At 29.3% G+C, this 20,751-nt stretch carries 19 protein-coding genes and 1 pseudogene; 8 read left to right on the top strand and 12 right to left on the bottom strand.

From position 1 onward, the window contains the following. Positions 1-8: 8 nt before the first annotated feature. The 3 genes from mnmE to AC3ATN_RS07225 are packed head-to-tail and all read right to left on the bottom strand — an operon-like array spanning position 9 to position 3,653. On the bottom strand, positions 9-1,397 hold the full coding sequence (mnmE, locus tag AC3ATN_RS07215) for a tRNA uridine-5-carboxymethylaminomethyl(34) synthesis GTPase MnmE (protein ID WP_487532599.1): 1,389 nt from the start codon (positions 1,395-1,397) through the stop codon (positions 9-11). A gap of 43 nt (positions 1,398-1,440) precedes the next feature. After that, positions 1,441-2,577, bottom strand: coding sequence for a GTP cyclohydrolase (locus tag AC3ATN_RS07220; RefSeq protein ID WP_487532600.1), 1,137 nt, complete (start codon positions 2,575-2,577; stop codon positions 1,441-1,443). 8 nt (positions 2,578-2,585) lie between these two features. Next, complete coding sequence (locus tag AC3ATN_RS07225; RefSeq protein WP_487532601.1) at positions 2,586-3,653, bottom strand: transporter; 1,068 nt, start codon at positions 3,651-3,653, stop codon at positions 2,586-2,588. Positions 3,654-3,762: 109 nt separating this feature from the next. Between AC3ATN_RS07225 and AC3ATN_RS07230 the strand changes: the two genes are divergently transcribed. Genes AC3ATN_RS07230 through AC3ATN_RS07240 form a run of 3 tightly spaced genes read left to right on the top strand, consistent with a single transcriptional unit; the run spans position 3,763 to position 7,830 of the window. Next, complete coding sequence (locus AC3ATN_RS07230; RefSeq protein WP_487532602.1) at positions 3,763-3,969, top strand: hypothetical protein; 207 nt, start codon at positions 3,763-3,765, stop codon at positions 3,967-3,969. Then, positions 3,953-6,370: a YfhO family protein gene (locus AC3ATN_RS07235; protein ID WP_487532603.1), complete on the top strand. Its 2,418-nt coding sequence runs from the start codon at positions 3,953-3,955 to the stop codon at positions 6,368-6,370. Before AC3ATN_RS07230 ends, AC3ATN_RS07235 begins: the two co-directional genes overlap by 17 nt. A 5-nt stretch (positions 6,371-6,375) precedes the next feature. Continuing rightward, positions 6,376-7,830 (top strand): lipopolysaccharide biosynthesis protein, encoded by a 1,455-nt coding sequence (locus tag AC3ATN_RS07240; protein ID WP_487532604.1) that lies wholly within the window; start codon positions 6,376-6,378, stop codon positions 7,828-7,830. Here the strand turns inward: AC3ATN_RS07240 and uvrA are convergent. Further along, on the bottom strand, positions 7,822-10,602 hold the full coding sequence (uvrA, locus tag AC3ATN_RS07245; protein ID WP_487532605.1) for an excinuclease ABC subunit UvrA: 2,781 nt from the start codon (positions 10,600-10,602) through the stop codon (positions 7,822-7,824). The genes AC3ATN_RS07240 and uvrA overlap by 9 nt on opposite strands. Positions 10,603-10,772: 170 nt before the next feature. Here uvrA and AC3ATN_RS07250 point away from each other — a divergent pair, with 170 nt between their 5' ends. Beyond that, on the top strand, positions 10,773-11,363 hold the full coding sequence (locus AC3ATN_RS07250) for an RNA polymerase sigma factor (RefSeq protein ID WP_487532606.1): 591 nt from the start codon (positions 10,773-10,775) through the stop codon (positions 11,361-11,363). Positions 11,364-11,522: 159 nt separating this feature from the next. Here the strand turns inward: AC3ATN_RS07250 and AC3ATN_RS07255 are convergent, their stop codons facing one another. Continuing rightward, positions 11,523-12,173, bottom strand: a complete 651-nt coding sequence (locus tag AC3ATN_RS07255) for an endonuclease III domain-containing protein (RefSeq protein WP_487532607.1) — start codon at positions 12,171-12,173, stop codon at positions 11,523-11,525. Between the two features lie 41 nt (positions 12,174-12,214). On the opposite strand from AC3ATN_RS07255, the gene bcp reads away from it, so the two are divergent. Further along, entirely contained in the window at positions 12,215-12,658 is a 444-nt protein-coding gene (bcp, locus tag AC3ATN_RS07260; protein WP_487532608.1) for a thioredoxin-dependent thiol peroxidase, read from the top strand. A gap of 2 nt (positions 12,659-12,660) precedes the next feature. Here the strand turns inward: bcp and AC3ATN_RS07265 are convergent, their stop codons facing one another. Then, positions 12,661-14,124, bottom strand: a complete 1,464-nt coding sequence (locus AC3ATN_RS07265; protein WP_487532609.1) for a TonB-dependent receptor — start codon at positions 14,122-14,124, stop codon at positions 12,661-12,663. 71 nt (positions 14,125-14,195) lie between these two features. On the opposite strand from AC3ATN_RS07265, the gene AC3ATN_RS07270 reads away from it, so the two are divergent. Next, positions 14,196-14,963, top strand: a complete 768-nt coding sequence (locus tag AC3ATN_RS07270) for an MBL fold metallo-hydrolase (RefSeq protein ID WP_487532610.1) — start codon at positions 14,196-14,198, stop codon at positions 14,961-14,963. 12 nt (positions 14,964-14,975) lie between these two features. Beyond that, positions 14,976-15,470 carry a hypothetical protein gene (locus AC3ATN_RS07275; RefSeq protein WP_487532611.1) on the top strand — a complete coding sequence of 165 codons (495 nt, stop codon included), beginning with the start codon at positions 14,976-14,978 and terminating at the stop codon, positions 15,468-15,470. Here AC3ATN_RS07275 and AC3ATN_RS07280 read toward each other — a convergent pair. The 4 genes from AC3ATN_RS07280 to AC3ATN_RS07295 form a co-directional block, all read right to left on the bottom strand. Then, on the bottom strand, positions 15,457-16,113 hold the full coding sequence (locus tag AC3ATN_RS07280) for an alpha/beta hydrolase (protein WP_487532612.1): 657 nt from the start codon (positions 16,111-16,113) through the stop codon (positions 15,457-15,459). The genes AC3ATN_RS07275 and AC3ATN_RS07280 overlap by 14 nt on opposite strands. Before the next feature lies 1 nt (position 16,114). Then, on the bottom strand, positions 16,115-17,371 hold the full coding sequence (locus AC3ATN_RS07285) for a dihydroorotase (protein WP_487532613.1): 1,257 nt from the start codon (positions 17,369-17,371) through the stop codon (positions 16,115-16,117). 79 nt (positions 17,372-17,450) lie between these two features. After that, the gene (locus AC3ATN_RS07290) at positions 17,451-18,212 is read right to left on the bottom strand and encodes a TIGR02757 family protein (protein ID WP_487532614.1); all 762 of its coding nucleotides are present in this window, start codon (positions 18,210-18,212) and stop codon (positions 17,451-17,453) included. Continuing rightward, entirely contained in the window at positions 18,202-18,870 is a 669-nt protein-coding gene (locus tag AC3ATN_RS07295) for an ABC transporter ATP-binding protein (protein WP_487532615.1), read from the bottom strand. Before AC3ATN_RS07295 ends, AC3ATN_RS07290 begins: the two co-directional genes overlap by 11 nt. Positions 18,871-18,969: 99 nt before the next feature. On the opposite strand from AC3ATN_RS07295, the gene msrA reads away from it, so the two are divergent. Continuing rightward, a complete protein-coding gene (msrA, locus tag AC3ATN_RS07300) occupies positions 18,970-19,500 on the top strand; it encodes a peptide-methionine (S)-S-oxide reductase MsrA (protein ID WP_487532616.1) in 531 nt (176 codons plus the stop codon). Here the strand turns inward: msrA and AC3ATN_RS07305 are convergent. Together AC3ATN_RS07305 and AC3ATN_RS07310 are read right to left on the bottom strand one after the other, a co-directional pair. After that, positions 19,497-19,745 (bottom strand): DUF6787 family protein, encoded by a 249-nt coding sequence (locus AC3ATN_RS07305; protein ID WP_487532628.1) that lies wholly within the window; start codon positions 19,743-19,745, stop codon positions 19,497-19,499. The genes msrA and AC3ATN_RS07305 overlap by 4 nt on opposite strands. A gap of 65 nt (positions 19,746-19,810) precedes the next feature. Next, positions 19,811-20,745, bottom strand: a pseudogene (locus AC3ATN_RS07310) (D-2-hydroxyacid dehydrogenase). Positions 20,746-20,751 lie beyond the last annotated feature (6 nt).

Below are 20,751 nucleotides of genomic sequence, written 5' to 3' on the forward strand. Positions count from 1 at the left end.
AAACGTAATTATTTCCCGATACAGAAATTTTGAAAGACATTTCCTAAAATATCGTCTGTATTTATTTCACCTGTTATTTCTCCAAGTGACTGAATTGCTGAATTTAAATCTACTGACAGTAAATCTCCAGAAATATTATTTTTCATTCCTTTTTTTACAAGAATTATATCTCTTAATGCACTTTGAATGGATGAATGGTGTCGAACATTCGTTATAATTGTTTGACTATCATTACCCATCTCATTTACTGTTTTCACTAATTTATCCTTTAACTTATTTATTGATTTCTTATTGTGAGTTATTATCGATAGAGGAGGAGCTAAGTCAGAAAATTTATTTTTAATTAATGCTTCTGTTTTATCATTACCAGTATCAATATCCATCTTATTTTGAATTAAAATTGTTTTGTTATTTAACGATATTATAGATTTTAGTTGGTTTAAAATCCCTTTTGAGTCTGTGTCTGTAATATCATATAAAAACAATAAAATCTTTGCTTTTTTTGCATTTTCCATTGCCCGTTTAACCCCGATAGATTCAATTTTATCAGTAGTTTCTCTCAAACCAGCTGTGTCAATAAATCTAAACTGAAGCCCGTCGATAATTAATGTGTCTTCAATGCTATCACGAGTAGTTCCTTCAATATCTGATACTATTGCTTTTTCTTCATTAAGAAGTGCATTTAATAGTGAAGATTTTCCTGAATTAGGTTTACCAAGTATGGCTACAGGAACTCCATTTTTTATAACACTTCCATAAGCAAAAGATTCTGATAATACCTTTAACTGTGTTTCTAAACTATCTAAAAGCTTCAAAAAATCTTTTCTATTTGCAAATTCAACATCTTCCTCTGAAAAATCTAATTCTAATGTAATCATTGAGGCAAAATGAATTAATTGACCCCTTAAATCACTTATATTTTTTGAGTAGCCCCCACGAATCTGATTAATAGCTAGTTCATGTGCTGCTTTAGATTCTGAAGATATGAGATCAGCAACAGCTTCCGCTTGAGTTAAATCCATTTTTCGATTTAAAAATGCTCTTAATGTAAATTCACCTGCTTTAGCGGGAATAGCTCCCTTTTTAACTATTAAATGAAGAATCTCTTGAAGTATATAGACTGATCCATGACAGGAAATCTCGATAACATCTTCTCCAGTGTATGAATTTGGACCTTTAAAGATCGTCAGTAGTACTTTGTCAATAATTCGTTCATCATCTATTATCCAACCTAAAAAAGTTTTGTGAGAGGCTTGGTTTACTATATTTATATCTCTATGAGATTTAAAACATTTTGATGCAATCTGAATTGATTCTACACCAGAAACTCTAATAACTCCAATAGCGCCAGTTCCAGAGGGTGAGGCTAAAGCAACAATTGTATTTTCAGATATCATAATGTAAAAGTAAAATATTTAAAGACTTGAACTAGCTATTTAATTATTCTATAGCCTTGGTATAGGTTGCTCGTTTTTTATGAAGGCGATGATCGTAATTTTTCCATAAAGTTTGAATCGGAGTATTCTCTTCTAGTTCAGGGTTAGTCTCAACCACCTTAATATTATATTTATTAAAAGTTTTTTGAAGTTCATTCATTACAATAGCTGTAACACCTTTGTTTTGAAAATCTGGTCTAACACCAATGAGGTATAAAGACACTTTTTTTATAAATTTTTGTGCCCATAGAATCCTAAGAAATCCGAAAGGGAATAGTTTTCCGTTTATTTTTTTTAAAGCTTTTGAAAAAGAAGGCATGGTTATTAAAAAAGCTATCAGATTATCGTCTTTATCAACAACACACTTTATAAAATCAGGATGAATATATTTAAAATACTTTTCTTTATAAGACTTAATTTGATATGGTTGTATTGGAACAAAAGTTTGAAGTTTGTCATAGGTTTTACTTAATAAATCAAACATTTGATCAACATAAGGCAGTATGTCTTTATTAGATTTAAATTTTAGAATTTTAAGAGAATACCTATCCAGCATTAATTTTGAAAACCGCCTTATTTTTTCTGGTGAATCTTCAAAAGATGAAATTTTAATTTCATATTCTACCCATTGAGCTAATTTTTCGTAGTCAAGTTTTTTTAAGTGTTCCGAATAATAGGGGAAATTATATAAAGTAATCATAGTATTAAGTTCTTCAAAGCCTTCAACTAGCATTCCTGCTTTATCCATGTTAGAAAAACCAACAGGACCCTCAATATGATTTAAATTATTTTTTTTACCAATTTTTAAAACTTCATCAAGAAGTTTTTTTGTTACATTAATATCATCAATAACATCAAACCATCCAAAACGAACTTTCGATTTCTTAACATCGTTGACTTCAATCCAATTAATGATAGCGGCAATTCTTCCAACTATTTTCCCATTTTTATAAGCTAAAAAATAGTGAGATATAGCATTTTTAAATACAGGATTCTTTTTTTTATCTAGGACATCAAGTTCTTCATTTATAATTGGACCTACCCAATAAGGGTGATTTTTATATAATTCAAAAGGAAAACTCACAAAACTCTTTAAGTCTTGTTCTGAGGTAACCTCTTTGATTGAAATAGTTGAAACCATTTGTAAATTTAATTCTTCGGTTTTTTTCTAGCGTTTTTATTCCTCTTTTTTTCTTGCTTATCAAATTTTCTTCTACTCTTTTTTAGGGCTTTCTCTTCTTTTTTTAATTTCTTTCTTTCTGTTTTTTCCGGATCTTTGAAATCTCTATGAAAATCAAGCCTATAGGATACTCCAGCATTAATTGAAATAAAATTAGGGGTAGTTTTTGTGTTTGCACCAATCGTTCCCTCTACTTGAAGATTTGATCCAACTAAGTAAGCAGCTCCAGCTCTTAAAATATTATCTGAATACCTTTCAGAAAAAACACCTTGATTTTCAATATAAACTGACCAAGCCGGATTAAAGGTGTGGGTAAGGGTAATTATATAGTTTTTCTCAATAAATTTTGAAAGATATCTTCTGATAGAAAAATTTGTAACAAAAACCCATGTTCCCAGAAAATGAGACTGTGTAGCAACTGTTCCCATTAAAGTAAGTGGAGTTGGGCTGGGAGCAACATAATAAAGAGTTTGATAAAATACCGGCCTATAAAAAGTTCCAAATAAATCACCATATGGATATGGATTTTCAGCACTAAAAGGATCAAAATTTGCTCCTACTGTTAACGAAATCGCAGGAATTAAATCTCTTATTTTAAATCCATTATTTGCTTTCCAACTGTAAACATTAATTTCTCTCTCTTTTTTAAATGGATCGTAAACCAGATACTTAATTCCTAAAAAGTTTTGTAAAAAGCCACTTCTTTTAATTTCCACTGGGTTATTAGAAAGCTTATTTGTGAATGTGTCAAACATATATGACCCGTCATAAGTCAGTTCTAATTGTTCAAATAAAAACCCCCATCGAAGAGATAAGAATCCAACCGTACCATTAATTGTGCTTTGGTTAAAACCGTTGTGCTTGTAGCTTCTAGATTCAAAACCCGTTTCGATTTGAACGACTCCCTTCCCAACTGAATAGGCACCTATTGAGTATCCTGGGCGATTTGAATTAATTTGTTCAGTATATTGACAGATACTCAGGTTTGAAATACCAAGGGTTAAAATTAGTAGTAGTTGGTTTTTGATTTCAAACATAATGCAATATAATTCGATTTTTTAATAAAATATATAATTATGGAATGGCTTAATTAACAATCTTATATTTTTTTTTTTTTAAATTTGATCTGATATTAACTATTATATTTTGAGTTCTCTACTAAAGATTTTACTTTTTATTTTTATTATTTCATACGTGATTAGACGTTTAAGTCCTTTACTTTTAGGGTGGCTAATTAGGTATATTTCAAAAAAAGCATCATATAATAATGGTCATAAAAAAAATGAAACCCAAAATAAAAGCAAAAAGTCTGATAACTTAGGAGAATACATAGAATATGAAGATATTGAATAGTAGTCTAGCTAAACATGGACTTGTTGTTGTGTGTTTTATCATTTTCGCCCAACTTTTTTATTTTCCATCTTTGACAGGCATGAAATTAATGCAATCTGACATAGTTCAATATTCTGGAATGTCAAGACAACTCAAAGAATATAGATCCCAGAACAATGGTAAAGAGACCTATTGGATTGATAATGCTTTTGGAGGTATGCCTACTTATCAATTGGGCGCAAAATACCCAGCCGACTTCTTATCTCTAATTCATGACATTTTTAAGATAATTCCTCGTCCAGCGTATTTATTGTTTTTATACTTATTCTCCAGTTACATTTTATTTTTAGTTTTAAAAATTGATTGGAAAATAGCCGTTTTGGGATCCTTTGCGTTTGGTTTATCTACCTATCTTTTAATAATACTTCAAGTAGGGCACAATACAAAGGCGATTGCTTTATCATATATGCCATTAGCAATAGCTGGTTTCTTTTTATTGATTGATAAAAAATGGTTGATAGGATTCATCTTGAGTGTTTTAGGATTGGGGTTAAATATTAGAGCTAATCATTATCAAATGTCCTATTATTTACTATTTATTTTAATAATATTTAGTTTAACTTTTATATATCATGCTTATCAAAGCAAAAATTTTAAATCTATTTCAAAAAGTTTAGGTTTTTTCTTTTTAAGTGGAATTATAGCTATCGGATTGAATGCAACTCCACTCCTTACAACCTCGGAGTATTCTAAATTTAGTACTAGAAGTGGATCTGAATTAAAGCTTAATTTAGATGGAAGTAAAAAAAATACTTCTAATGGATTGGATTACGACTACATAACAGAGTACAGTTATGGTTTATTTGAATCACTAAGTCTCATTATTCCGAGGGTACAGGGGGGAGGATCAAGAGAGAATTTAGGTACCAAATCGGATCTATATGAATTCCTTGTTAAAAATGGAGTTTCAATTAAACAATCTAAAGATTTTGTAGGTTCTGTCCCTACATATTGGGGGACTCAACCCATTCTTGAAGCACCAGCATATATAGGTATCATAGTATTTTTATTAGCTGTGTTTGCAATGATTATTTTAAAAGGACCATTAAGAAATGCTTTGGTAATAGCCTCCGTATTATCCCTAATTTTATCATGGGGTAAAAACTTCCCAATTGTCACTGATTTTTTTATTTATTACGTTCCATTTTATAATAAATTTAGAGCAGTATCATCTGCACAAATTATTTTAGAGTTGTGTATTCCTGTTTTAGCTGTTCTTGGTCTTCAAAAAATAATTAGTGATCCAAAAAAGTATTTTAAAACTTTTATCAAAACCGCAATAGCTCTTCTGAGTTTTTTGATTTCATTAATTCTGTTAAAATTTATAGGATTATTTTCATTCACAAGCCCCATTGATTCAAGATTAAACGGTGCTTATGGTGATGAGATTATGAAACAAATAATAATTGCTCGAGAAGAAATTTTTGTTGATGATATATTTAGAGGAGTTTTATTAATTACATTAATATCGTTGATTTTCTTGCTTTTTAAAAATAAAAAAATCAAAAAGAATCTTGCTATTATATCTATTTTTGGAATATTAATATATGATTTAGGTGGTATTGCATATCGATATTTAGATTTCAACCGTTTCGTTAGTAAATCTCAAATTGAAACTCCGTTCAGAATCACTGATGCTGATAAAACTATTTTAAAAGATAAATCTAGGTATCGTGTTTATGAACCTGAACTTAATTTAACAGGGGCTAGAACAGCTTACTTTCATAATTCAATTGGTGGTTACCACGGAGCAAAACCTAGAAGATTTCAGGAGATTTTTCAACTTTTTAATTACAATAAAATCCCCGAAATACTCAATATGTTAAATGTTAAATATGTTTTGTACAGATCTGAAGATGGAATTTCTCCCTTGATTAACGAAGAAGCTTATGGAAATGCTTGGTTCATAGATTCTATTATAAAAGTGAATTCCGCAGATGAAGCACTAAAGTCTTTTGTTTCTGTCGATCTAAAAAATGTTGCAATTGTGGAAGAAGAAATGACAGCCAAAGCTTTAACTTTTGATTATAATAAGGATAGTCAGTCTTCAATTAAATTAATTGAGAGTTCCTCTAATTTTTTAAAGTATACTTTTACAAGTAAATCTAAACAAGTAGTTGTTTTTTCAGAAATGTATTATTCTGATGGGTGGGAAGCTAAGATAGATAATGAAATAGTTTCTCATTATAGGGTTAATTATATCTTGAGAGCTTTACCTATTGAAAGTGGAAAACATATCATTACTTTTGAATTCAAGCCCAAAGTAGTTGAGGTTGGAACAAAAATTAGATATGCAAGTATTTCATTGTTTTCATTAATTATATTTTTAATGATTTATCAAACAAAATTTAACAGAACATAAACTTAATGGGATTAGTTGCAAAACAGACATTTTATAACTTACTAAGCATTGGTTTAGCCTTCATATTAGGGGCATTAAACACTCTATATATGTATCCAAATTTCCTAGGGAGTAGACTTCAGGGAGTTATTATAGCACTTTTAGCATACTCTAATTTAGTTCAACCATTTATATCTTTTGGACTCCAGCACGCTATTATTAAATATTATAGTTCATTAAAAACTAAGGAAGAAAAAGACAGCCTTTTAATATTTGCAATATGGTCACCATTAATAATAATTGTTTTAATATTAATTTACTTATGGATGTTTTCGTCCTCAATTATTGATGATATATCTTCCAAAGAACCATTAATAAGTACTTATGCCTTTGTCATAATATTAATTGCAATTTCAACATCCTACTTTGAAATATTTTTTAGCTGGCTACGAGTTCATTTAGCCTCTGTATTTGGAAATTTTTTAAAGGAGTTTTACCCAAGACTTTTAAATTTTATTTTATTGCTATGTTATGCCATCAAATTAATTGACTTTGATATTTTTGTATATTGTTTAATAACCGGATATTACATAAGACTTTTATTAGTTATTTTATATAGTTTTAAGATTTATACTCCCAAATTCACATTCACTCTTCCTCCATTTTATTTAAAAATCATTTTATATAGTTTTTTAATTTTCTTGTCGGGGGCAGCTTCAAGCATAATACTTGATATTGATAAGTCTATGATAGCATCTTTGATAACATCTAATGATGTCGCTTTCTATAGTGTAGCGTTATTCATAGCTGCTGTAATTGAAGCCCCAGGTAGAGCAATGTTTCAGATTGTTAGTCCTCTTGTTTCAAAAGCGATAAATTCAAATGATAAAACATATTTGAAAAGACTTTTAAAAAAAAGCAGTAATAATCTTTTTTTAGTTTCAGGAGCATTATTCATTTTAATTAACTTAAACCTGGATGATTTTTATGTTTTTGTAGACCAACCAATGTATGCGGTTGGAATTGGTGTAGTTAGTATAGTTTCAGTCGGCAAGCTTTATTCTATGTCAATAGGGTGTCTAAATAATATAATTTCAAACTCAAAATTTTATCCATATATTTTCTGGTTTTCTGTTCTATCGGCTTCAATAGCGGTAGTTTTAAATTTTATTTTAATTCCTGAATATGGTATTATGGGAGCAGCATATGCCACATTATTTGTTATTTTTTTTATAAATACTTTAAAATTATTCCTTGTAGGTTACAAACTCAAAATTCATCCTTATTCTATAGAATCACTTAAAACCTCAATAGTAATTATACTAGTTTATTTAGCTATTAGTCAAATAAACCTTGAATACACTTCTTTTATAAATCTAACACTTAGATCAGTCTTTATAATTTTATTGTATGTTATTTTAAGTCAAATAGCCGGGTTGTTGAAAGATTTCAACATTCAAATACAAAAATTTTTAAATTGACAATCTTTTTTTAAGATACTCTGAGCTTGGAGCTTTTTTATTATTTGCAACCTTTTCGGGAGTACCTTGAGCTACTATTTCTCCTCCTTCATTTCCAGCCATTGGTCCAAGTTCAATCATATGGTCAGCACATTTTATTAAATCTAAATTATGTTCAACTACTACCAAAGAATGACCATTAAATAATAAAGCATCAAAAGACTTAAGTAGTTTTTTAATATCATGAAAATGAAGTCCTGTAGTTGGTTCATCAAATATAAAAAGTACTTTATCTTTGGTTGCTCCCTTGGCTATAAAAGAGGCTAGTTTTATTCTTTGGGCTTCTCCACCTGATAATGTTGTTGATGATTGACCTAGAGTCACATAACCCAATCCAACTTCATTTAAAGGTTTAAGTTTTTTTATTAGCTTTTTTTCACCATTTAACTCAAAAAGTTTTAAAGCATCGTCAATTGTTAATCCTAATATCTGATCAATAGATAAGTTGTTATACTTTATTTCTCTTATTTCAGATTTAAATCTTTTTCCTTTACAAACTTCACACTCCAGAAGTACATCAGCCATGAATTGCATTTCAATTGTAACTACTCCTTCGCCTTTACATGTATCACATCTCCCTCCATCAACATTGAAAGAAAAGTGTTTTGGTTTATAATTTCTATTTTTTGAAAGGTTTTGATTTGCAAAAATTGCTCTTATATCATCGTAAGCTTTGATGTATGTCACAGGATTTGATCTTGATGATCTTCCTATAGGATTTTGGTTAATAAATTCAACATTTTTAATAGAACTAATATCTCCTTCTAACGACGAAAATTGACCTGGTTTTTGAGTGTAAATTTCAAAATTTCTAAGTAAAGCAGGATATAAAATATCTTTTACTAAAGTAGATTTTCCACTTCCAGAGACTCCAGTGACAACTGATAATCCTCCAATTTGAAAATTAGCAGTTATATTTTTGAGATTATTTTCTCGGGCTCCAACAATAGAAATCCATTTTTTTGACTTTCTTCTATTGATGGGAACTTCAATTTTTAATTGACCACTCAAATATTTACTAGTTAAAGTATTCAATTTAAGTATTTCTTTAAACGAGCCGGTAGCTACAATTTCTCCACCAAAAGAGCCCGCTTCCGGTCCCATATCAATAATCTCGTCTGCAGCCGTCATTATTTCTTCATCATGTTCTATTATAATAACAGTATTACCAATATCTCTTAACCGTTTTAATATTTTAATTAAACGCTCATTGTCCTGTGAGTGTAAGCCAATAGAGGGTTCGTCAAGAATATACATAGATCCAACAAGACTACTTCCTAGTGATACAGCGATATTTATTCTTTGAGATTCTCCCCCAGAAAGAGAATTAGATTTTCTGTTTAGTGTTAGATAATTCAAACCTAAATCATTTAAAACACTTATTCTACTATTAATTTCAATTAAAATTCTTGATGAAATCTTTTCTTCTGTTTTAGTGATCTTTAAATTTTTAAAAAATACATCTAAGTCTTTAATTGAAAGATCAATTAATTCTGAAATATTTTTACCCCCAACTTTAACATATCTAGTTTCTTTTTTTAATCTACTCCCTTTACAATCAATACATTTTGTCTTTCCTCTGAAACGAGACAAAAGAACTCTATTTTGTATTTTGTAGTTCTTTTTTTCAATTTTTTTAAAGAACCCATTTATTCCAGTAAAATACTCATTACCGTTCCATAATATATCTATTTCTGAATTTGTCAATTCAAAATATGGTTTATGAATGGGGAATTTAAAATTTATTGCAGACTCTATAAGTTTTGAATAAAACTTTCTATATCCAGTACTTCTCCATGGAGCTATAGCCTCCTCGTATATTGAACGCGAAGTATCAGGAATTACTAACTCAGGATTTATTCCAACAATATCTCCATATCCTTCACATTTAGTACATGCTCCATATGGGTTGTTAAAACTAAATAAATGTATGTTTGGATTCATAAACTCAATTCCATCAAGCTCAAATTTATTTGAAAATTGAATTATCTCATTTGTATCGAGATCTTTTAAAGAACACCTCCCGTTTCCCTCATAAAATGCAACTTGAACTGCATCAGCAAATCGTTGATAAAATTCATCGCTATTGTCAATTACAACTCGATCAACTACTAATTCAAATTGGTTTTTGGGTAATTTAGCTGGATTTATTCTTTCTATTTTACCATCAACGAGAATGCGGGCAAAACCTTGCTGATTTAAAAAATCTAACCTTTCTTTAACAGTTCGAGATTCTGTTTTTTTAATTGGAGATAGTAATAAAAGCTTCTTTCCGTTATCGTAATTTTTTATTAGGTCAATTAAGTCACTCACTTTGTCTTTTTTAACAACTCTTCCTGATATTGGTGAATATGTTAAGCCAATTCTTGAATATAAAAGTTTTAGATATTCATAAATCTCAGTTTTTGTTCCAACTGTTGATCTAGGATTTGATATGCTGACTTTTTGTTCTACCGCAATAGCAGGTGAAATACCAATAATCTTATCAACTTTTGGCTTATTAAGCCTGCCCATGAATTGCCTTGCATAAGAGGACAAACTTTCTACATATCTTCTTTGTCCTTCAGCGTATAGAGTATCAAAAGCTAAAGATGATTTTCCAGATCCAGAAAGACCAGTTATTACAGTCATTTTATTTCTGGGTATCGCTACATCTATATTTTTAAGATTGTGAAGCTGAGCCCCCTTTATTATGATAAACGCCTTTGGATCTAGATCTAGAACTGTTTTCATTAAAAATTAAAGCTGTAAAAGTACAATTTTTATGATTCATTTAGACTTGTGTTGTACATGCTTTTTAAATAATAAAAAAAATTTGTAGATTTGTAATTCTAAACAATTAGCCTATAGTATAACATTACTCAAATTTATAATTAATTGCAATCTGCAAAAATAGTAATGTTATGATACAAGTAGTTTCAGCAAAAGAAGATGCAAAATTTATTGTCAATTATATTGATGGTTGTGAAAACGCATTGGAGTTTCTTATTAAAAAACACCAACAAAGGTTATTCAATTTTATATACTCTAAAGTTTTAGATAAGGATACTGCTGAGGATATCTTTCAGGATACATTTATTAAAGTAATTAAAACTTTAAAAAGAGGTGTTTATAATGAAGAGGGGAAATTTTTGCCATGGATAATGAGAATTGCTCATAACTTAGTTATTGATTTTTTTAGAAAAAAAAACAGAATACCTTTACTTGAAAACAGTGATAATTTTGATATTTTTCAAATGATTTCTGATGGATCTCTTAACGCCGAAAACACTTTAATTAACGATCAAATAGTAAACGACCTCCAAAAAATAATTTTAGAGTTACCCGAAGATCAAAAGGAAGTCCTTCTAATGAGGTTTTACAGAGACATGAGTTTTAAAGAAATTGCCAACGCAACTGGAGTTGGAATTAATACTGCTTTAGGTAGGATGAGGTATGCTATTATTAATCTTAGAAAGTTAATAGAGGATAATAAAATTTCTCTAATTAAATAGATACTAAACATATTAATTTTACGTTATATTCATGTAACAAGCATAACATGAATAAGTATCCAAATTATTTAAAAATAAAACCATTATTGCTCCCTAGTGATAAAGTTATTAGCAGAATAATGTTGTTTTCTCTCTCATTCAAGACAAGTGAAAAAGTCTCTAAGAGATAACCATCTTATTTAATATACTTTTTCTTCCTATTTTTATCATTATTTCGTCTTTTTTAACATTCCAACCTCTAGCAGGTGAATACTCTCTTCCATACCAAATAATTTGTAAATGGAGCTTATTCCATTTTTCAACAGGAAATATCCTTCTTGCATCTCTTTCTGTTTGGATAACATTTTTACCATTCGAAAAACCCCATCGATACATAAGTCTATGAATATGTGTGTCAACAGGAAAAGATGGCACTCCAAATGCCTGAGCCATTACTACACTGGCAGTTTTATGACCTACCGAAGGTAAGCTTTCAAGTGCAGTTATGTCTTGAGGTACCTTTCCGTCATAATCGTTGATTAATATTTCTGATAGTTTGTGAATTCCTTTTGATTTCATTGGGGATAACCCTACAGGTTTGATAATAGATCTAATTTCTTCAACAGAAAGTAATACCATTTCCTGGGGAGTTTTAGCTCTTTTGAAAAGTATAGGTGTTACTTTATTAACTCCTTTATCAGTACTTTGAGCTGATAGTAAAACAGCTATTAGTAGGGTATAAGAGTCAGAATGATTAAGTGGTATAGGAACTTCAGGATAAATATCTTCAAGTTTGTTTATAACGAAAAGAATTTTTTCTTTTTTGTTCATTTGATTTTTCGTTATTTAGTTATTTAAAATTTAGATTAGATATGTTAAAAGTTGGAGATAAAGTTCGGAATTTTTCCTCTGTTGATCAGTATGGTAATAAAATTACTTTTTCAGATTTTATTGGAAAAAAATTAGTTGTATTTTTTTATCCCAGAGCAAACACTCCTGGTTGTACTGCTCAGGCTTGTAATTTGCGTGATAATTATGTAGAACTAAAGAATGCTGGTTTTAGTTTACTAGGTGTTAGCGCTGACAGTATTAAGCATCAATTAAACTTTTCTAATAAGTTTGATTTTCCATTTTCGTTATTAGCTGACGAAGACCGTTCGGTTATTAATTTATTTGGTGTTTGGGGGCCAAAAAAATTTCAAGGTAGAGAATACGAAGGAATTAACAGAGCTACATTTATTATTGATGAAAAAGGTATTGTAGATCGAGTCATAGATAAAGTTACTACAAAAGATCATGCTTCACAGATATTATAATTTTATCTATCTGATTCAGGAAGGTAACCAAACATTCTATTTTTAAGTATCATTTCAGCTATACCTTCAGGTAACTGTTTTTCCCAACCAGACTCGTGGTTCTTTATTTTTTTTAATATTTCTCTTGAAAAAATAGATAGATTATCTTCTTCAAAATCAAATATGTCTACAATTTTACCATTGTATTTAAAAAATTTATAGAACTCTTTCATTCTAGGATGAAGTTTTAAATTATTACTATTTATAATTTCTCCATTATCATTTCTGTTTGGATACAAATAGACTTTTAAATTATTATAAAAGAGTTTTCCAAAGGCTTCTAAAATTCCACCACTTAAATCCTTGTAATATTCTTCGTTAAAAATCTCAACAAAACTATTTACTCCCATGGATAGAGCTAATTGACTAGTTGTGTAGTGTGAAAAGTAGTCTACCAACTTATAATACTCTTTAAAATTTGAAATCATAACTGTATGACCAAGAGAACATAATAGCATTGCCCGATCCATAAAATCTTTTTCATCAATTTCTCCTTCTGACATTAAATTTGATAGTGTTATTTCAAAAATAACTTCAGTTTTTTCTTCATCTACATTTGGCTCATTTAAAAAAACTTCATGAGATTTATTAAACATATCAATGTTGACGTTGGTAACTGGTCTAAAACTCCCTCTTAACGCTAAAATATTTTTTTTGTATAAAACTCTAGCAGGTAAAATATTATTTCCTTCAGCGTTAAACATGACTGCATCAGTCATCCCAAGTTTAACGAGTTCTAGACTAATTAATCGATTATCAACATTTTTGAATACTGGTCCTGAAAAATTAATTGTATCAATTTCTACTGGCAGAAAACCTTTATTGATTCCGTCATTATCAATATGATCATATAAATATTTTAAAAGTTTTTTTGGATCAGCATTCTTGTAAAACGCTCCATAAACTAGGTTAACTCCCATTAGGCCAAGTACCTCTTGCTGAAGTTTGGCTTCTTGATGATGAAATCTAAAATGGAAAGTTATCTCACTATACTCTTGGTCTACAGCTGTTTGAAATCTAATCCCCATCCATCCGTGACCCTTGAACTTTTTAGCATAATCAATAGTTGCAACAGTATTTGCAAGAGTAAAAAATAATTTATTTGGATGCTCTTTTCGAGAAATTCTATCTTCCAAAAGACCCATTTCTCTATCTAACATTTTGTTGAGTCTAGTTTCAGTTACATATCTTCCGTCATTTTCTTCACCGTAAATATTGTCACTGAAACTTTTATCATATGCGCTAATTGTTTTCGCAATTGTACCAGATGCTCCACCAACTCTAAAAAAATGTCTTGCAACTTCTTGACCAGCCCCGATTTCTGCAAAAGTTCCGTATATATATTCATTGAGATTAATTCTCAATGCTTTAGCTTCAATTGAAGGTCTATTCTCAAATGGGCGGTCACCACTTAATTCGATTGACATAATTTTAATAATTTATCATAAAATTACAAAGATTGTTTTATTTATGTGCAAATATTTACCTTTGATTTTAAATGATTAAAGTAATTTTTTTAGGAACAGGAACTTCACAAGGTATACCCGTTATTGGAAGTAATAATCCCGTATGTTTGAGTGATAATCCAAAAGATAAAAGATTGAGATGTTCCGTTTTAATAAGCTGGAATGAAAAAAATTATCTGATTGATTGTGGCCCTGACTTTCGTCAACAAATACTAAAAAATCCAATTAACTCTTTAGATGGAATTCTTTTTACGCACTCACACGCAGATCATACAGCAGGATTTGATGACATAAGACCTTTTTGTTTTCAACAAGGATTAATTGATATTTATTCAACTCAAGAAGTTTTTAATAATTTAAAAACACGCTTTAATTATATAATAAGCAATAAAGATAAATATCCTGGAGCACCCTCCGTTAAGTCAAATATAATTAAAGAAAACAATAAATTTAAACTAGGAGAGAGATGGGTAATGCCGATAAAAGCAATGCATAATACTACCCCCGTTACTGGATACAGATTTGATAATGTTGCTTATATGACTGATGTTAAAACATTGGATTCTAATTCAAAATCAAAACTTGAAAATCTTGACGTTTTAATTCTTAACTGTTTAAGAATTAAGCCTCATATTTCTCATTTAAATTTAGATGAGGCCATTGATATAATAAATGAATTAAAACCAAAAAAAACATATTTGACCCACATAAGTAATTCACTTGGTTTTCATCTTGAAATAAATAAAAATTTACCAAAAAATATTTTTCTTGCATATGATAATTTGTCTATTAAGTGTTAGTTTGTAAATATTATGAAAAATAAAATATTAGTATATCTTTTAATTTTTGTTTCTATTATATTATTATTCCAAATAGTTAATTCCGGAAGAATTCTAAATAAAGAGGAGATGCTTTTAGGTGAAAAAATAAATTCAGTTAAGATTCTTAAATCTCAAAAAAAAATACTAGAAGATCGTATTAATGAAATGAGTGATTTCTCATTGTATGGAAATAACAAGTCATTAGCTGTTTTAGGAAAGGATTTTAATGATAGTATTGTTATAAGAATTAAAGATGCTCTTTTTAAAAAAAATATTTCCAAAGACAAAAAGAGTATAATCCCATACGGAGAAATAGATAAAATCTTTTTGATTAATCAAATAAAAGTTTTAAATCACAAATGGATTATTGCTAATTTTTCTGACGGAAAATTATGGGGAGAATTACTTATTGAATATATAATAGATAAAAATAAAAATATTGATTTTAAAACAATTGATCATGTTTTGTATTCTATAGAGAAGTAATTTGAAGCCAGTTTAGTAGATCAGAGAAATTTTCCTCACTAATACCGTGTCCTTCGTTGTATTCTTTATAAATGATTTCTGAATTATTTTCTTTGATTAAATTAAAACTTTGTCTTGCTTTTTCTATTGGTATGATTTGGTCTAAAACTCCATGAGAATTAAAAACTATAAGATTAGATACATTCTTTAAAGGAGCATCAACAATTTCTGGAATAATGTAACCACTTAATGTAGCAGCTCTTCTAATTAAATTTGGGTAACTCATTGCTAAAGCCCAACTTAAAATGCATCCTTGACTAAAACCAATTAAACTTATATCATTAGAATCAAGGTTAAAATAAGAAGTTGATAATTCAATCGATTCTTTAATAAATTTAACTGATTTTTTTGCTTCGATTAATATTGTGTTTTTTTCACCTGAGTCATTAAATTGTATGTTGCTCCAGGCGTATCCTCCCATATCCAACTCAATTGGAGCTCTGAATGATATAATTGTGTAGTTTTTTGGAAAATAAGATGCAAAACTAAATAAGTCATCTTCATTACTACCATAACCATGCAGTAAAAAAATACAAGGTCTATTTTCATTTACAGAATCAGATATTTTTATTCTATACTTTAGAGGAAGTTGGGGATTATTCATGCTAACTCTCGTTTAGAGATAAAACCCCGTTATTTAAGGATCCAATTACTTCTCCTTTAATTTCAATGTTGATGTAAGAGCAATTTTTAGATGTTGATAAAATATTTTTCTCATTAAAAACTCTTTTAACATCAGGATTAAACATTGTTATGTTTGCATAGCTACCTATCTCAATCTTGGAGTCACTTACTTCGAAAATAGACTTGCCTCTTGTTAGAAATTGTATGGTTTTTTCCATTGGAAAAATTGTATTCAATATTGGAAAAAAGGATTCAAGAGCAATACTTCCGTCAGCCGCAGAATAAAAATCTAAATCTTTAATTTCTATATTTTTCGGTTCATGCATAGCAGTAACGCAGTCAATAGTCCCAGATAATAAACCTTGTCTTAAGGCTGATCTATCTTCTATTGTTCTAAGGGGAGGAAAAAATTTAAATTTAGAATCAAAGTTTTCCAGTTCATTATCGGTAAATAATAAGTGAGGTAGGGAAGTAGAGCAGGTTACATTGAGTCCCATTTTTTTTGCATTTTCAATTAGATTCACAGAGTCTTTAGTAGTAATTAGTGGGAAGTGAAGTCTACCACCTGTGTATTCTAAAATTTTAATATCCCTAAACACTCGAGTGCTTTCAGCATAAGTTCCGTATCCTTTTAATCCTAATTTTGTACTTGTTGCTCCTTCATTCATTATTCCATCTAAAGAAATTCTCTCATCTAAGGGGTATGAACTTATTATACCATTAAAACTTTGCGAATATTCTAAAGCAATCTTTAGTAAATCCGGATTTTCTATTGAACTTTTATGATCTCCAAAAATAATTGCACCAGCCTCCTTCATATCATTTAAAGATGCCATTTGTTTTCCCAGCGAAGATTCTGTAAGACACCCATTAGGATAGATAGAAGTAGTATGACCTTTGCACTTGTTGATTAAAAAGTTTACTGCTCCATGATTGTCAGTTACTGGATTTAGGTCAGGATTTAATCCTATTGATGTAAACCCAGATTTTGCAGCAGTAGTAAGACCATTTTCTAAAGTTTCTCTTTCTTCATAGCCAGGTTCTCCAAAAGAAACTGAGGGATCCCACCAGCCTCTTGAAACATGCATGTTTTTATTATCTATTAAAACATCAGCTTTTGTATTGATATTTTTTTCAATTTTTGTAATAAAACCATTTTCGATAAGAATGGAAACAGATTTGCAGTGCAGAGAATTGCTGCTATCTATTATTGTTGCATTTTTAAGCAAAATTTTCATATGTAATGAAAAGCCCTGTTGTTTTTAGTAAAAATAGTGAAAAAGTGTGACAGATAGGTGATTGATTTGACTATAACTTTTATTTAAATTTTTCATTAACACCTATGCCAAAAAGTGCAAAGTCTAATTTTACTGGATCATTTGGCAGAATTTTCTTTAAAATTGTATCAAGTTCTAATACTGCTCTTGCATCATTTTGTTTTCTGTTTAGTATCCCCAGTTTTCTTGCAACATTTCCAGAATGAACGTCTAAGGGACAGGAAAGGTCTGAACTTTTAATTTTTTTCCAAATACCAAAATCCACTCTATTTTTATTTGATCTCACCATCCATCTAAAGAACATATTTATTCTTTTGGCAGCAGATCCATTCATTGGATTTGCAATATGTTTTTCAATTCTTTTTTCATGAGAGGATTTAAAAAAATTTTCATGAAAATTACTTTGCATTTCTGAAATAGATTTATTTGGTAGATAGATATAATTCTCTAAGTTTTTTTGTTGAGTATAAACATGCTTTAATCTTGATATAAAATATATTAAGTCATTACCATTAAAGGTTCTATGAACGAACTTATTAAAAGACTTCAAATCCTTATTTGTGTGGTTAAGCACAAAGTCTAATGGTGAATTATCTAATAAATCAAGTATTTTTTTCGAACTCTTGATTATACTTTTTCGATTACCCCATGCAATAGTAGCAGTTAAAAAACCTGAAATTTCAATATCTTCATTTTTATTGAATTCATGAGGGATTTGTATAGGATCAGATACAATGAATTCAGGATTTTCATAAAAATCTGCTTTTTCAATTAAAAAGGAATAAATATCTTTATTGGTCATTGAAAATTAATCCATCCTTGATTAATATTTTCCTATCTGATTTATTTGCTAATTCTTCGTTGTGAGTAACTATAACGAAAGTGCAACCCATAGTATCTCTTATTTTAAAAAAAAGTTCATGTAATTCATTCGCATTTTTAGAATCTAAATTTCCAGTAGGTTCATCTGCAAAAATAACTTTAGGATTATTAATTAGTGCTCTAGCTACAGCAACCCTTTGTTGTTCCCCACCTGACAAAGCCGAAGGATAGTGAGATATACGATTTATTAATCCTAATTGATCTAACAGATCCTTAGCACGATTTGTAGTTTTTATATTATTTTTTCCTCCAATCCATGCTGGTAAACAAACATTTTCTAATGCCGTAAACTCAGGTAATAGTTCATGAAATTGAAAAACAAAACCTAAATTTTCGTTTCTAAATTTTGCTAATTCGTTTTTACTTAGTCTAATTATTTGAGTATCTAAAATTTCTATACTAGAGTCGTTTTTTATATCTGGAAGAGACAAAGAACCAATTATCTCTAAAAGTGATGTTTTTCCAGCTCCAGAGGGACCTGTTATTGAAACAATTTCACTTTTTTTAATATTAATATTAATGCCTTTTAAAACTTCAAGTCCATTAAATGTTTTATAAATTGAATTGGCTTTAATCATATGTTAAATAAAATTAATGCTTTTTTGCCCAAAAAAGAGCTATATAAGTCTAATATATACGAAATATTAAATTAATTTTAATTTTCTAAATACAAAGGTTTGAAAGCATATTTTGCAGGTGGTTGTTTTTGGTGTACTGAAGCAATTTTTAATAGACTTAAAGGGGTTGAGAAGACACAACCAATATACATTGGAGGTAAAATTAAAAACCCAAGTTATAGAGAGGTTTGCAATGGAAATACCGGACATACTGAGGGAATTGAAATTATTTTTGATTCTAATGTGATTTCATATGAAACTCTTGTACTAGTATTTTTTACTACGCATGACCCAACTACTTTAAATAGGCAAGGAAATGACGTTGGAACTCAATATAGATCTGCTATTTTTCATAACACTAACGAAGAAAAAGAAATAATTAATAAAATAATTAAAAAACTAAGTGATGAGTCTATCTACGAAAACAATATTGTAACAGAGATTTCACCCAAAACCAGTTTTTATTATGCTGAAAAAGAACACAAAAGTTATTTTGAGTCAAATAAGCAAAACCCCTACTGTCAGGTAGTTATTTCTCCAAAAATAAATAAATTTGTTAAAGATTATTTTAGTTTATTAAAAACAAACTAAATTTTAATCCCCATTTTTCTCAATATCTTTTTTTCAAACTTCCAGAAAAATTTAAATTGTAAAAATATTGTACCAAAAAATATCAGTAACACCTGATATATTGGAAATATTACGATTAATCGCAACAAATAATATAAGATAATACCTAAGGGTATTTCTTTAAATATTTCAGGTGATAAAGACAGTAGATTCAGGAAAGGTCTTCCAAGTTTTACACTCGCTGAGCCAGTTATTCCGAATACCACAAAAATTATAAAAAGTTGAAAATTGGAATTAATTTCCCATTTTTTCTTTAGTTTATTAAACAAAATTATTTTTTAAGTAGATTATTTATTTGGGAAGCCAACTCTTCACCAATTCTTTCTTGAGCTTCATTTGTTGCAGCCCCTATATGAGGAGTAAGTGATATGTTTGGATGCATTAGAATCTTGATATCAGGCTTAGGTTCATTCTCAATAGTAGTTTTCCCGAATCTAGAGCAGCTACTAGCTCAACTTCATTAACTATTCCTCCACGTGCAGCGTTAATTAAAACGGCACCATTTTTCATTATTGCAAACTCTTTTTTATCAATTACATATTTTTTTTGAGATGGAACGTGAAGAGTTATAAAATCAGCTTGTTGTAAAACTTCATTTTTAGAAATTGTTTTAATTTTAAAAGAAACGGAATTTTTATCATAAAAATTTAATTTAATAGTTGTTTCTTTAAGAAAGCTATCACAAGCAATCACATTCATTCCAGCACCTAAAGCAATTTTAGCAACTTCCTGTCCAATTCTACCAAAGCCAATAACCCCGATTGTTTTACCTCTTAACTCTAAGCCTTTAGAATATTTTTTCTTTAATTCTTTAAATTTTGTTTCTCCCTCTAAAGGCATGTTTCTATTAGAATCATGCAGAAATCTTACACCTCCGTATAAATGGGCAAATACAAGTTCAGCAACTGATGAAGAAGATGCAGCAGGAGTATTGATTACGTGTATGTTTTGTTTACGCGCATAATCAACATCAATATTATCCATTCCAACCCCTCCACGTCCAATTAATTTTAAACTTGGACATGAATCTATCAATTCTTTTCTGACTGTTGTGGCTGACCTTACAAGCAATCCATCAATAGAATTTTGGTTTATAAATTCTTCAAGTTTATCTTGAGCAACATTGGTTGTTGAGATGTTAAAATTATATTTTTCTAATGCGTTTACGCCAGCATTGGAAATTCCATCATTAGCATGAATTTTCATATAGTT

The sequence above is a fragment of the Candidatus Marivariicella sp. genome, assembly GCF_983056325.1.